Genomic DNA, 13,092 nt, shown 5'->3' with positions numbered 1-13,092 from the left:
GAGGCCATTAAGTATCCATTACTGATTTTTATACTGAAAATAGCATCAGGAACCTATAGTTAACCTTAACGTCGCCGCTGACTTTTTGCCAATACTAACGTGTCACTGGTGATAAAGTTGCGTATATGCCCGCATTTATTGCCGTGCCAGACGGCCAGTTGGTGGCAAAAAGTCAGTATTGGATCGCCATGGGTTGATATCTAGCCCCCCACGGCGGGTATAGCGCGCATACACTGACAGTGTTTTTGGCTGACACAAGTTCATGATATCATTGAAAATACGCTCGACACATTGCTCGTGAAATTCATTATGATGGCGGAAAGAGACCAGATAGCGCAGTAGGGCTTCCCGGTTTATCTGTGGGCCACTGTAGCTGATTTGCACGGAGCCCCAATCGGGTTGGTGGGTTATCAGGCAGTTAGATTTAAGTAAGTGGCTGACTAAGCTCTCTTCGACGTGATTTTTACCTGTAGCGCCTTGCAGGTAGTCGGTGCTGAATTCATAGCTATCGATGCTGATATCTTGCTCATCCAGACATTCTCCCGAGAAATTGGCGATCGGTTGATGCGCCAATTCGTCCAGCCGGTATAGCCTGACATTGACATCCCCTTGAGCGCAGGCGGATAAATCCTGTTGTAAAGTGCCGCGTACACTTTCCCAGTCAGTAAATGCTGTTTGGTTGAAACTGTTGAGATAAAGCTTGAAACTCTTTGATTCAATGAGATTAATACTGTCGGCACTGAGACTTATTTCACCTACCGCAACCTGCGGCAAGCCCTTACTGTTTAGCCAAGACAGCTCATATAATGTCCAGATGTCCGCGCCATGAAAAGGCAGGTTATCGGGATATAACCCCAGAGGCTCGCGGTTCATGCTCCGTGGTACGGCCTGCAATAAGGTGACATCATAGTGATCGCGATACGCCGTGGGTTTGCCCAGCGTCAGTTGTGCCAGAGCTTTGTGGTCTTGATATGAAGACATGCTGTTCCCATGATAAGAGAAAGGTACAATAGCAATAGTTTATCAATTAATGCCGCGTTTAACTGTATTTCTAGGTGAAGATGACCCTCACCTTGGTGCACTTAAGCCGCCGCGATGCAGAGAAGAAGAATGGAGCAGAACGTTTCAACGGCACTCAAGAGCTTTACCCAGCGCTACATTGATTTATGGCAGCAGCAAACCGGCCGCCCACCCGCCAGTGAGGAGTTGTATGGCGTTCCCTCTCCCTGCACGGTGGAAACGCAGGATAATCAGGTATTTTGGTTGCCGCAACCTTTCGCCGTTGATGCCAATCTTGCCAATATTGAGCGGGCGCTAGAGATTCAGCTTCATCCAGATATTCATGAGTTTTACACTCAGCAATATGCTGGGGATATGCATGCTGATTTAGGCGATCACCGCTTTACCTTGCTGCAAGTTTGGAGTGAAGATGATTTTATCCGTTTACAGGAAAATCTCATTGGCCATCTGGTGACCCAGAAAAGGCTGAAACTCTCACCGACGCTGTTTTTGGCGACCACAGCATCGGAAATGACCATGGCCTCACTGTGTAATGTCAGTGGCAATGTTGTATTAGAAGAGTTTGGCCGCGGAAAACGCACATTATTGGCCTCAACCCTGGCTCATTTTCTGGATGCATTACGTCCAGTATTTCCTGAATAAAGAAATGGTTATTGCTAATTCCAACACAATCGGTGTGAGAGATCTCGCACACCGGTTGTGAGACATCACTTCTATTCCTGTTATGTGAAATTATTGTGCCAGATTTATCTTCAATAAAATCATTTTGTTATAAACATTCATTTTTTTATATATAAAAGCATCCCCCTCATTCCCCTTACAGTACCTTGTCTCTCTTTGCCGATTAAGCGATCCTTTACTCGCCGGCTAGGATCCGGTGGAGAAGGACGGTATCAGGATGGTGCCACTTCAGGATGAAGAAAACAGGGACTGCTTAGGATGAGTGAAGGGATGTTTCAGGATGAAACAAAGGACACCTCCAGGATGGAGATTGAGAGCCAGTCCAGGATGATTGGTGGGTTAGGATAACTTCAGGATTAACGCCGGGATGGTGTAGGACAACGCGATGGATTGCTGGTTAGGATAACCGCACGGAAAAGTTTTCAAGGATTGAGCAGGGAGCATCACTTTAGCTGGATTGCTATAAAACGAATAGAGGGGTACTGGTAAAACAGTACCCCTTTTTTTATCTGTATTTTGCTTAATTCACCGTGGTCATCTAGCGGGTGAATTTGGGCATATTCTTCTTCAATGATATGCTTGGCCGCTGTTGAACCAGCCCGGTGAATGGTTGTTTTTTGGTCGAGAATATCATCATGAATACAGAAAATCAGGTGCGCCAGAGCCTACAGAATATCGAGCTTGCCATGCGGGCAATTGACCTTTGGCAAGCAGCTCCGCCCGAAATTGAGGCTTTTGAAAGTCATGAGCCTTTCAGCATTGATACCATGGCGGCCGAGCAGTGGCTGCAATGGGTACTTATTCCTCGGATGTATGCATTGCTGGAAGCGAAAGGGCCACTTCCCACTCGTTTCGCGATTACGCCCTATTTTGAAGAGGCGCTGAGTGGTGAGGGCCGGCCAGATTGCACAGTACTGCTGGTGGAATTACAGCGTTTAGATGACCTGCTAAATAAAGAAACTCACTAATGCTGGAAATACTCTATCAAGACGAACATATAGTTGCGGTCAATAAACCGGCTGGCTGGCTTGTCCATCGCAGTTGGTTAGATAGCAACGAAACTGTATTTGTGATGCAGACGGTACGCGACCAAATTGGTCAGCATGTTTATACTGTTCATCGCTTAGATCGCCCAACATCCGGTGTGTTGCTAATGGCGCTGTCCAGTGATGTGGCGCGAGCTCTTTCTTTGCAATTCGAGCAGCATCAAATTCAGAAAATATATCATGCGGTCGTGCGCGGGTATGTGCTGGAAGATGGCACTATTGAGTACGAAATGACTGAAGAGTTAGACAAGATTGCGGATAAGTTTGCGCGGCCAGATAAAGCGCCACAGCTTTCAGTCACCCATTATCAGGCCCTGGCCCAAGTGGAAGTGCCCATTGCTATTGGGCGTTATGACACTGCGCGCTTTAGTTTATTGGCGTTAAAGCCAGAAACTGGCCGTAAACACCAGCTTCGTCGGCATATGGCGCATATCCGCCATCCCATTATTGGTGACAGTACCCACGGTGATTTGCGCCAAAATCGCGGGGTTGCAGAACATTTCGATTGCTCACGGCTGATGCTGCATGCCAGTCATTTGCATCTTACTCACCCAGTGACGGGGGAATCCCTGAGTTTGACCGCTCGTTGGGATGAATCCTGGCAACATCTGATGTCACGTTTTGCTTGGTTGGGCATTACCCCTAATCTTGAAAGGGTTGAGTTTCAGGCGGTAGCGGGTCAGGATAGAGCATAATTTCTCTCATTAAAAGGACATGATTTTTATGGCTCAGGTCGGGATTTTTGTCGGCACAGTCTACGGTAATGCGTTATTAGTTGCAGAAGAGGCCGAAAACATACTGAAAGAGCAAGGGCACGAGGTCAAAGTGTTTGATGAGGGAACCTTAGAAGCCTGGCAGTATTATCGCCAGCATTATGCGCTGGTCGTTACCTCAACAACTGGGCAGGGTGATTTCCCAGACAGCATTGCTTCGCTCTTTGTTGCAGTACGAGATAAGGTTGGTTTCCAGCCAGAATTACGCTACGGCGTCATTGCACTGGGCGACAGCAGTTATGATAACTTTTGTGGTGCTGGGCGCGCATTTGATGAATTATTGCAAGAGCAGGGCGCGACGAGAATTGGTGAAAGGCTAGAAATTGATGCTATGGAACACCCTGAGCCAGAGGTGATTTCCGCCTCTTGGGTTGAGCAGTGGGGCCGTTTGCTTCAGTAAAATACCCTGCAGAATTCAACTCGAATTCATTATGGGGTATCCCCTTTATTCCTGAAATTGCAGGTGGGAGCGATGTTTACTCACCTGCAATGCCAAGCACGCCAGGGATACCAAAATCAGATTTAGCGGCCGTTGGTTAATTTTTCCAAATCAGATTCAATTTCAGAGATCTTATTGGCGACAACACTTTCCAAATGACGTAAATCATCCAAAATTTTCCGCTTCAAATCAACTTCAATCTGATCGCGCTTGCACAGTTGATCAAGTTCATCAATGACATACCGTAGATTTGGATTGATTTCATTGATTTCTTTGTAGCCGTGACCCGCATTATCAGCAACCACAGTTTTGCGTTGGCGTGGGTATTTGAACTTCACACTTTTAGCAAAAAATTCACCTTTATCTTTGCGGAAGTAAATTTTCAGAATGTCGTTATTGGCCTCCTGACGCAGGCTATAGCGATCGACATCTTCTGGTTGTGTGATTCCTAAGCTTTTCAGATTGTCATACATAGCGCCACCTTTTTAGTTTTATCCCTTTCGTATTGGGTATTACGGGGATGAGTTTGCTGTCTCCCTGTAAATACCAATTACTTTAGGTATATATTCCACAGATTATGATTATGACGGTAATTTTCGCCAAAAAATGTGACTAACTCACAAGGCAAAAAAATAGCGGGGGATTAGCCCGCTATCTTCAATCTTAGTCGATGGTGCGTAATAACTCATTAATGCCGACTTTCCCACGGGTCTTGGCGTCGACTTTCTTCACGATAACCGCGCAGTACAAGCTATAACTGCCGTCTTTCGAAGGGAGATTGCCAGAAACGACGACAGAACCTGCTGGAACACGACCATAATGGATTTCGCCGGTTTCGCGGTCATAAATACGGGTGCTTTGGCCGATGAATACGCCCATCGAAATAACCGAGCCTTCTTCAACGATAACCCCTTCAACCACTTCGGAGCGCGCGCCGACAAAACAGTTGTCTTCGATAATGGTTGGGTTAGCTTGCAGTGGTTCCAATACGCCGCCAATGCCAACGCCGCCAGACAAGTGCACATTTTTACCGATTTGTGCGCAAGAACCAACCGTGGCCCATGTGTCGACCATGGTACCCTCATCAACAAAAGCCCCGATATTGACATAAGATGGCATCAGGACAGTGTTGCGTGCAATAAATGCCCCTTTGCGCACGGTTGCCGGCGGCACAACACGGAATCCTTCGCGTTGGAAACGCGCTTCATCATAGCCTGCAAATTTCATCGGGACTTTATCGTAATAGCGCGTTTCTGCCCCTTCCATGACTTGGTTGTCATTGATACGGAAAGACAGCAGCACGGCTTTCTTCAGCCACTGATGAGTGACCCACTGGCCGTCAATCTTTTCTGCGACACGCAGTGTGCCGCTATCCAGCAGCTCAATCACATGGTTAATCGCTTCGCGCGTTACGGTATCGACATTTGCCGGAGTGATATCTGCACGGCGCTCGAAGGCGGTTTCAATAACGTTCTGTAGTTGCTGCATCCTGTTCTCTTTCCTGATGTTTTACCCTTCCATTGAGGTCGCTGCTGGATGAGCAACAATCATCAATGATGCTGGGTAGTCGATTGTAAGAAAATAAATCGCTAAAAAGGTATTTGTATCACAGTTTATCGTTCGGATTGAGGGTGTCTGTCAACCGTTGTGCTAATTCACGACGGGTTTCAATGCTTAAAGCCCGGCGATCTTTGTCTGCTAATACGAATAAATCCTCCACCCGTTCGCCAATTGTGCTGATACGCGCACTATGCAGCGATAACCCTAAATCTGCAAAAATATCACCGACGCGAGCCAGTAGCCCCGGCTGGTCTAGCGCAATGAGCTCCAGATAAGTCCGGCGTTCGTTATGTGTTGGCAAGAAATTGGTTTCAGTGGGGACGCTGAAATGGCGTAATTTGGGCGATAAACGTCTTACTCGTGGGTGTTGATAGTTTTGTCGGGTCATCGCTTGCTGCAATGCATGGATGATAATAGGGTGCCTATCTTGTGCCAATGGGTTGCCATCGGGCTCCAGCACGATAAATGTATCCATCGCCATGCCATCTCGGTTAGTAAAAATCTGTGCGTCATGGACACTCAGATTGCGCCGATCCAGCTCACCGACAACGGCGGCAAATAAGGATGGGCGGTCAGGGCACCAAATAAAGATTTCTGTTCCGCCCCGTGTTGCCTGACGGCTAACCAGCACCAATGGTTTTGTTGAGTCGTGTTCCAGTAAATGTCGGGCATGCCAAGCCAATTGATTCGGTGAATGGCGCAGGAAATAATCGGCTCGGCAACGGCTCCAGATGCGGTGCAGCGCCTCTTCATCGATATTATCCATGCGCAATAATGCCAGTGCTTGTAGCCGATGATGACGAACGCGTTCACGTAAATCTGGGCTGTTTTGCATGCCACGCCGCAGTTGTTTCTCTGTGGCGAAATAAAGTTCGCGCAACAGGCTTTGCTTCCAGCTGTTCCACAAGTTTTCATTGGTGGCACAAATATCGGCAACGGTCAGGCTGACCAAATAACGCAAGCGGGTTTCACTTTGCACTTCTGCGGAGAATTGTTGGATGACTGCTGGGTCTTGAATATCCCGACGCTGAGCTGTCACTGACATCAATAAATGACAGCGGACTAACCAAGCAACAAGCTGAGCTTCGCGGGAGTTCAATCCATGCTGCTCGGCAAATTCCAACACATCGTGAGCGCCCAAAATTGAATGGTCACCTCCTCGGCCTTTAGCAATGTCGTGGAACAGTGCCGCGAGCAGCAATAACTCAGGCTGAGGCAAACGCGGATAAAGTTCAACACACAGGGGATGGCGAGGGCGGGTGGTTTCATCGGCAAAACTTTCAAGCTTCAGTAACACCCGGATAGTGTGCTCATCGACGGTATAAGCATGGAACAGGTCAAATTGCATCTGCCCGACGATACTGCCCCATTGCGGCATGTAGGCCCACAGAACACTGTGGCGATGCATTGGCAGCAAGGCCCGAGAAACCGCGCCAGGGTGGCGTAAAATAGCCATAAACAGCTTGCGGGCTTCCGGGATGTTGCATAATGGCTGTTTCAGGTGCCGGCGCGCATGGCGCAAACGGCGCACGGTGGTGGAGTAAATGCCTTTGATATCCTGATTACGCACCATAAGGTAAAACATGCGCATAATAGCTTCGGGCTGCTCAATAAAGAGATTCTCATTACGCAGGTCGATTAAATTGCCACGCAATTGAAATTCTTCATCCAGCGGACGCGGTTTCTCATTGGTATCCAGTGCCAATATAGCTTCATCAAACAGCTGTAATAGCATGTTGTTCAGTTCGCTAACCCGCCGAGTCATACGATAAAAATCTTTCATCATACGTTCGACCGGTTCATTCCCCTCGCCCTGATATTGCAGAAGCTGAGCCACACTCAGTTGGCGGTCAAACAACAGGCGGTTGTCATAGCGGGTTAGGACTAAATGCAATGCAAAACGGATGCGCCATAAAAAGCTTTGGCTTTCAATAAGTTCATTGCGCTCTGCTTTTGTTAGAAAGCCAAAATCAACCATTTCACTTAAGGAGGTGGCACCAAAATGGCGGCGAGCCACCCACTGTAAGGTATGAATATCTCTTAATCCACCGGGGCTGCTTTTGATGTCGGGCTCCAGGTTATAGCTGGTGCCGTGATAGCGCTTATGCCGCTCTTGTTGCTCAACCACCTTAGCATGGAAAAACTTGGGTGAGGGCCAGAAGCTGTCGCTGAAAATGTGTTTTTGCATCTGTAGAAACAGGGCAACATCGCCGCAAATTAAACGCGATTCAATCATGTTGGTGGCAACGGTGAGGTCGGCCAGCCCCTCTAGCAAACACTCTTCCAGCGTACGTACGCTGTGGCCGACTTCCAGCTTCAAATCCCATAGCAGAGTAATCAACTGGCCGACCTGCTGGGCCTGCTCTTCATTCAGGCGCTGCTTGCTGAGGATTAATACATCAATATCAGATAATGGATGCAGTTCACCACGGCCATAGCCGCCAACGGCGACCAGTGCGGTTTCTGGGACGTCATCAAAACCATAGAATGTCCACAGCCGCTGCAACAGGCGGTCAATGTAATCACTGCGTGCAGCAATTAATGTTTCTGCACTGATTCCGCCATTGAATGCATCAGCTAACCAAACTTGGAAAGCCTCTAACCGCTGCTTGAGAATTGGGCAATTAAGCTCGTCATCAAGGTAGGTCGTCGGTAGTGCGGGCTGCTCAGGAATGACTTTCGTTACTGCGGATGAGACAGCGTGCTCGGTGTGATTGTCAGCCATTATGTTTACCTGATGAATGTTGACCTGCAAACAGTGCAGCCCATAAAAAAGCCGGCGGCGGCCGGCTTGTCATTATTACTCGTGCGTTATGATGTTGGGGATGGTGTCATCCTTGCGCAACGTCATTATTTCGCAGCCGTTATCAGTTACCACAATAGTATGCTCGTACTGCGCCGACAAGCTGCGATCTTTAGTTTTTACTGTCCAACCGTCTTTCATGGTGCGAATCCGGTAATCCCCAGTATTGACCATCGGCTCAATGGTGAAAGCCATTCCCGCTTGCAGCACGACACCACCATCATCAGCATCGTAATGCAGAACTTGTGGTTCCTCATGGAAACCTTCACCAATCCCGTGGCCACAATACTCACGCACCACCGAGAATTTTTCCGCTTCGACAAACTTCTGGATCTCTTTGCCCAAGGTGCGCAGACGGATACCGGGTTTTACCATCTTGATTGCCAGATACAGGCTTTCTTGTGTCACTCGGCACAAGCGCTCGCCAAGGATAGTGGGCTTACCAACAATAAACATTTTGGAGGTATCGCCGTGGAAACCGTCTTTAATGACGGTAACGTCGATATTGACGATATCGCCATCTTTCAGCACTTTCTCATCACTTGGAATGCCGTGGCAGATAACATCATTGACTGAAATACAGACCGATTTCGGAAAGCCGTGATAGCCGAGGCACGCAGAAATAGCTTGCTGGTGATTGGTGATATGGTCGTGACAAATACGGTCAAGTTCGCCGGTGGTGACGCCGGGTTTTACGTAAGGCTCGATGATTTCCAGCACTTCAGCAGCCAAGCGGCCAGCAACGCGCATTTTTTGAATATCTTCAGGTGTTTTGATTGAGATTGCCATGCAAAAGTGTCCGTAGGGGCCGTGAGTTTCAGCCGCCATTAATTAATTACGCCCTTACCGGGCATAGAGGTCGAAATGAGCAGGTAAATATCGATTAACAAAAATCTTTCTTAATGGTACCAGCCCTGTAATTTGCTGCCAAACTTTCGTTTGCAGTGACGACACTAAATGCAACAAAAGGTGGTGTGTTGCGGCTATTTATGGTATAAAGCGCGCCGGAAAACCGTACTCTGATTCTTGGACAATTCCAGATGTTATTGGGGATGTTCTGGTGGAGAGGGGCCGGTTAGCCGAGTAATACCAATCGCACTCATATGTGTAAATAACACACACGTGTCGACACATACGCCGGGGTGCCCTAAAGTTTTTGATTATTTCAATCGCTTATGGGGTCGGCGTTATGGGACACGTGGAGGCATAACCCCAACTGATACTATAGAGGTTTTAATCATGGCAACTGTTTCCATGCGCGACATGCTCCAGGCCGGTGTTCACTTCGGTCACCAGACCCGTTACTGGAACCCGAAAATGAAGCCTTTCATCTTCGGCGCACGTAACAAAGTTCACATCATCAACCTGGAAAAGACCGTACCACTGTTCAATGAAGCTCTGGCTGAATTGAAAAAGATCTCTTCCCGTAAAGGTAAGATCTTGTTCGTTGGTACTAAACGCGCAGCAAGCGAAGCGGTAAAAGAAGCTGCCAACAACTGCGACCAGTTCTTCGTGAACCATCGCTGGTTGGGCGGGATGCTGACTAACTGGAAAACTGTTCGTCAGTCCATCAAACGTTTGAAAGATTTGGAAATCCAGTCTCAAGACGGCACCTTTGATAAGCTGACCAAAAAAGAAGCGCTGATGCGTACTCGTGAACTGAGCAAGCTGGAAAACAGCCTGGGCGGTATCAAAGACATGGGCGGCTTACCAGACGCACTGTTTGTTGTTGATGCTGATCACGAACACATCGCTATCAAAGAAGCTAACAACCTGGGTATCCCGGTATTCTCTATCGTTGATACTAACTCCGATCCAGATGGCGTTGACTTCATCATCCCAGGTAACGACGACGCAATCCGTGCAGTTAAACTGTACCTGAGCGCTGTAGCTACTGCCGTCAATGAAGGTCGTTCTCAAGACTTGGCCGTTCAAGCGGAAGAAAGCTTCGTAGAAGCTGAATAATAAGTCAGGCTCGGTGTGAGCCCTTATTAACCAGGTATTGAAATATGTTGGTTAGGGGGCCTTTTATAGGCCCCCTTTGCGTATCTAATGTGAGATCTTGTTTTCACAAGAGAACCGAGGAAATTGAAATGGTTGCTATTACCGCTGCTTTGGTAAAAGAACTGCGTGAGCGTACTGCTGCAGGCATGATGGAATGTAAGAAGGCGTTGGTTGAGGCTAACGGCGACATTGAGCTTGCCATCGACAATATGCGTAAATCTGGTCAGGCTAAAGCTGCCAAGAAAGCAGGCCGTATTGCTGCTGAAGGTATCATCCTGGCTAAAGTTTCAGCCGACGGCAAATTCGGTGTGATTCTGGAACTGAACTGTGAAACTGACTTCGTTGCTAAAGATGCTGGCTTCAAAGCATTCGGCGAAGAAGTTATCAACGCAGCTCTGGCTGACAAAATCGCTGATATCGAGGTTCTGAAAGCTAAGTTCGAAGAACAACGCGCAAACCTGGTGGCTAAAATCGGCGAAAACATCAACATTCGTCGTGTTGCTGTTCTGGAAGGCGATGTTCTGGGTACTTATCTGCACGGCGCACGTATCGGTGTTATGGTTGCAGCAACTGGCGCTGATGAAGAGCTGGTTAAGCACATCGCTATGCACATCGCTGCCAGCAAACCTGAATATGTTAAGCCAGAAGATGTTCCTGCTGAAGTTGTTGCTCGCGAGCACCAAATCCAGTTGGACATTGCTATCGAATCCGGCAAACCACGTGAAATTGCTGAGAAGATGGTTGAAGGCCGCATGCGTAAGTTCACCGGCGAAGTTTCTCTGACTGGTCAGAACTTCGTTATGGACCCAAGCAAAACTGTTGGTGATTTGTTGAAAGAGAACAAAGCTGACGTTGTAAACTTCATCCGCTTCGAAGTGGGCGAAGGCATTGAGAAAGTTGAGACTGACTTTGCTGCTGAAGTTGCAGCAATGAGCAAACAGTCTTAATGCTAAAAATGGGGCCGCCAATCGGCGGTTCCATTTTATCTACCCGATACCCGCTATTCTTCAAGTTACAGGTGTGTTGACTGCTTTCGTTCACCTCAGTCACTGACTGATGTAAGCTCCTGAGGAACGCTCAGTTGTCGCCTTCCTGAAACTCGAACTATTTAGGGTATAATCTTAGTCCGGTCAGTTTTCAACGCAAAATATAGCTTTGAAGTTCTGACGGTCAAGCCTCTAATCCTTATTTTTACTGCTGCTCAGGACACAACACCATGGCAACCAATGCAAAACCCGTATATCAGCGTATCCTGCTTAAGCTTAGTGGCGAAGCCCTGCAAGGCGCAGAAGGTTTTGGTATCGACGCAAGCGTTTTGGATCGCATGGCTCAAGAAGTTAAAGAGCTGGTCGAATTGGGCATTCAGGTCGGTGTGGTCATTGGCGGTGGTAACTTATTCCGCGGTGCCGGTTTGGCACAGGCTGGGATGAACCGCGTAGTGGGCGACCACATGGGGATGCTGGCTACCGTAATGAACGGCCTGGCAATGCGAGATGCACTGCACCGTGCCTATGTGAACGCCCGCCTGATGTCTGCTATCCCACTTAATGGTGTGTGTGATAATTACAGCTGGGCCGAGGCAATCAGCCTGCTACGTCACAACCGTGTGGTGATTTTTGCTGCAGGTACAGGTAATCCATTCTTCACCACGGATTCTGCGGCTTGTCTGCGCGGCATCGAAATTGAAGCTGATGTTGTGTTGAAAGCAACTAAAGTCGATGGGGTTTACTCCGCAGATCCGGTGAAAAATCCTGACGCGACACTGTACGAACAGTTAACCTATCAGGACGTTTTAGAACGTGAGCTGAAAGTTATGGATCTGGCAGCCTTTACTCTGGCACGTGACCATAACCTGCCAATTCGTGTCTTCAACATGAACAAACCTGGCGCTCTGCGCCGCGTGGTGATGGGTGAGAATGAAGGGACGTTGATCACTAAAGAAGTGACTGCTATCTCTAAATAAGCGACTGCTTGCACTGTCAGGGGCATCTAGATTGAAGAGCAAGCCCCTTTAGCCAGCGACTGTTGGTTTGTATATTCACCGGCTATACTTAAGCTATAGCTTGCCAAGTAATCAGTTTTCAAGGGTTCACAACGTGATTAACGAAATTAGAAAAGATACCGAAGTACGCATGGAAAAATGCGTCGAAGCCTTCCAAAACCATATTAGTAAGATTCGTACTGGCCGTGCTTCCCCTAGTATCCTTGATGGCATCCAGGTTGAGTACTACGGTACGCCAACACCATTGCGTCAGTTGGCTAACGTTGTTGTTGAAGACTCCCGTACTTTAGCACTGACCGTTTTTGACCGTAGCCTCAGTGCCGCAGTTGAGAAAGCGATTATGTCTTCAGATTTGGGTCTGAATCCTTCTTCTGCCGGCACTGTGATTCGTGTTCCATTGCCGCCACTGACTGAAGAACGTCGTAAAGACTTAATCAAGGTTGTTCGCGCTGAAGCAGAGCAAGGCCGTGTTTCTATTCGTAACGTGCGTCGTGATGCTAATGATAAAGTGAAAGCGTTATTGAAAGATAAAGAAATCAGCGAAGACGAGGATCGCCGCTCTCAGGATGATGTGCAAAAATTGACCGATGCATTCATCAAGAAAGTTGATGCAGCCTTGGCTGCCAAAGAAGCCGAGTTGATGGATTTCTAATCTTCACTCGCAAGGCAAAGCGTCGCTTAGGCGGCGCTTTGTTTTTAGATGGCCCAATGTTTTATGTAATTGATGCTTCATCCGGTCAATTTTTATTAAAACAATATGTTAT

General features: G+C 47.9%; 13 protein-coding genes. 8 read left to right on the top strand and 5 right to left on the bottom strand.

Annotated features, from left to right (window positions below; genetic code table 11):
• Positions 1 to 135 precede the first annotated feature (135 nt).
• Positions 136 to 981, bottom strand: coding sequence for an NADPH-dependent 7-cyano-7-deazaguanine reductase QueF (gene queF / locus D5F51_RS17150; RefSeq protein WP_025377227.1), 846 nt, complete (start codon positions 979 to 981; stop codon positions 136 to 138).
• Positions 982 to 1,110: 129 nt separating this feature from the next.
• Here queF and syd point away from each other — a divergent pair, with 129 nt between their 5' ends.
• From syd to D5F51_RS17130, 4 genes are all read left to right on the top strand, one after another.
• The gene (syd, locus tag D5F51_RS17145; RefSeq protein ID WP_129198048.1) at positions 1,111 to 1,662 is read left to right on the top strand and encodes a SecY-interacting protein; all 552 of its coding nucleotides are present in this window, start codon (positions 1,111 to 1,113) and stop codon (positions 1,660 to 1,662) included.
• A 674-nt stretch (positions 1,663 to 2,336) separates the two neighbouring features.
• A complete protein-coding gene (locus D5F51_RS17140; RefSeq protein WP_025377277.1) occupies positions 2,337 to 2,669 on the top strand; it encodes a YqcC family protein in 333 nt (110 codons plus the stop codon).
• Entirely contained in the window at positions 2,669 to 3,442 is a 774-nt protein-coding gene (gene truC / locus D5F51_RS17135; RefSeq protein WP_129198046.1) for a tRNA pseudouridine(65) synthase TruC, read from the top strand. Before D5F51_RS17140 ends, truC begins: the two co-directional genes overlap by 1 nt.
• 28 nt (positions 3,443 to 3,470) lie before the next feature.
• Positions 3,471 to 3,920 carry a flavodoxin gene (locus tag D5F51_RS17130; protein ID WP_025377279.1) on the top strand — a complete coding sequence of 150 codons (450 nt, stop codon included), beginning with the start codon at positions 3,471 to 3,473 and terminating at the stop codon, positions 3,918 to 3,920.
• A 122-nt stretch (positions 3,921 to 4,042) separates the two neighbouring features.
• Here D5F51_RS17130 and D5F51_RS17125 read toward each other — a convergent pair whose 3' ends face one another.
• The 4 genes from D5F51_RS17125 to map form a co-directional block, all read right to left on the bottom strand.
• Positions 4,043 to 4,432, bottom strand: coding sequence for a DUF3461 family protein (locus tag D5F51_RS17125; protein WP_004706707.1), 390 nt, complete (start codon positions 4,430 to 4,432; stop codon positions 4,043 to 4,045).
• A gap of 190 nt (positions 4,433 to 4,622) precedes the next feature.
• Positions 4,623 to 5,447 (bottom strand): 2,3,4,5-tetrahydropyridine-2,6-dicarboxylate N-succinyltransferase, encoded by an 825-nt coding sequence (dapD, locus tag D5F51_RS17120; protein ID WP_129198044.1) that lies wholly within the window; start codon positions 5,445 to 5,447, stop codon positions 4,623 to 4,625.
• 118 nt (positions 5,448 to 5,565) lie between these two features.
• Entirely contained in the window at positions 5,566 to 8,244 is a 2,679-nt protein-coding gene (gene glnD / locus D5F51_RS17115; RefSeq protein ID WP_025377281.1) for a bifunctional uridylyltransferase/uridylyl-removing protein GlnD, read from the bottom strand.
• Between the two features lie 75 nt (positions 8,245 to 8,319).
• Complete coding sequence (map, locus tag D5F51_RS17110; protein ID WP_025377282.1) at positions 8,320 to 9,111, bottom strand: type I methionyl aminopeptidase; 792 nt, start codon at positions 9,109 to 9,111, stop codon at positions 8,320 to 8,322.
• Between the two features lie 450 nt (positions 9,112 to 9,561).
• On the opposite strand from map, the gene rpsB reads away from it, so the two are divergent.
• The 4 genes from rpsB (at position 9,562) to frr (ending at position 12,980) form a co-directional block, all read left to right on the top strand.
• Entirely contained in the window at positions 9,562 to 10,287 is a 726-nt protein-coding gene (gene rpsB / locus D5F51_RS17100) for a 30S ribosomal protein S2 (RefSeq protein ID WP_025377283.1), read from the top strand.
• Positions 10,288 to 10,415: 128 nt separating this feature from the next.
• Positions 10,416 to 11,273: a translation elongation factor Ts gene (tsf, locus tag D5F51_RS17095; RefSeq protein WP_025377284.1), complete on the top strand. Its 858-nt coding sequence runs from the start codon at positions 10,416 to 10,418 to the stop codon at positions 11,271 to 11,273.
• Positions 11,274 to 11,542: 269 nt separating this feature from the next.
• Positions 11,543 to 12,289, top strand: coding sequence for a UMP kinase (pyrH, locus tag D5F51_RS17090; protein WP_025377285.1), 747 nt, complete (start codon positions 11,543 to 11,545; stop codon positions 12,287 to 12,289).
• A 133-nt stretch (positions 12,290 to 12,422) separates the two neighbouring features.
• Positions 12,423 to 12,980, top strand: coding sequence for a ribosome recycling factor (frr, locus tag D5F51_RS17085; protein WP_025377286.1), 558 nt, complete (start codon positions 12,423 to 12,425; stop codon positions 12,978 to 12,980).
• Positions 12,981 to 13,092: the final 112 nt, after the last annotated feature.

Source organism: Yersinia hibernica (assembly GCF_004124235.1).
In the GTDB taxonomy this organism is placed as follows: Bacteria; Pseudomonadota; Gammaproteobacteria; order Enterobacterales; family Enterobacteriaceae; genus Yersinia; species Yersinia hibernica.
This window is presented reverse-complemented; position numbering and strand designations above follow the sequence as displayed.

Excerpts from the sequence above, each read along its gene's own strand:
- D5F51_RS17130 (WP_025377279.1), top strand. The coding sequence starts at position 3,471 with ATGGCTCAGGTCGGGATTTTTGTCGGCACAGTCTACGGTAATGCGTTA.
- truC (WP_129198046.1), top strand. The coding sequence starts at position 2,669 with ATGCTGGAAATACTCTATCAAGACGAACATATAGTTGCGGTCAATAAA.
- dapD (WP_129198044.1), bottom strand. The coding sequence starts at position 5,447 with ATGCAGCAACTACAGAACGTTATTGAAACCGCCTTCGAGCGCCGTGCA.
- rpsB (WP_025377283.1), top strand. The coding sequence starts at position 9,562 with ATGGCAACTGTTTCCATGCGCGACATGCTCCAGGCCGGTGTTCACTTC.
- D5F51_RS17125 (WP_004706707.1), bottom strand. The coding sequence starts at position 4,432 with ATGTATGACAATCTGAAAAGCTTAGGAATCACACAACCAGAAGATGTC.
- D5F51_RS17140 (WP_025377277.1), top strand. The coding sequence starts at position 2,337 with ATGAATACAGAAAATCAGGTGCGCCAGAGCCTACAGAATATCGAGCTT.
- queF (WP_025377227.1), bottom strand. The coding sequence starts at position 981 with ATGTCTTCATATCAAGACCACAAAGCTCTGGCACAACTGACGCTGGGC.
- tsf (WP_025377284.1), top strand. The coding sequence starts at position 10,416 with ATGGTTGCTATTACCGCTGCTTTGGTAAAAGAACTGCGTGAGCGTACT.
- syd (WP_129198048.1), top strand. The coding sequence starts at position 1,111 with ATGGAGCAGAACGTTTCAACGGCACTCAAGAGCTTTACCCAGCGCTAC.
- glnD (WP_025377281.1), bottom strand. The coding sequence starts at position 8,244 with ATGGCTGACAATCACACCGAGCACGCTGTCTCATCCGCAGTAACGAAA.
- map (WP_025377282.1), bottom strand. The coding sequence starts at position 9,111 with ATGGCAATCTCAATCAAAACACCTGAAGATATTCAAAAAATGCGCGTT.
- pyrH (WP_025377285.1), top strand. The coding sequence starts at position 11,543 with ATGGCAACCAATGCAAAACCCGTATATCAGCGTATCCTGCTTAAGCTT.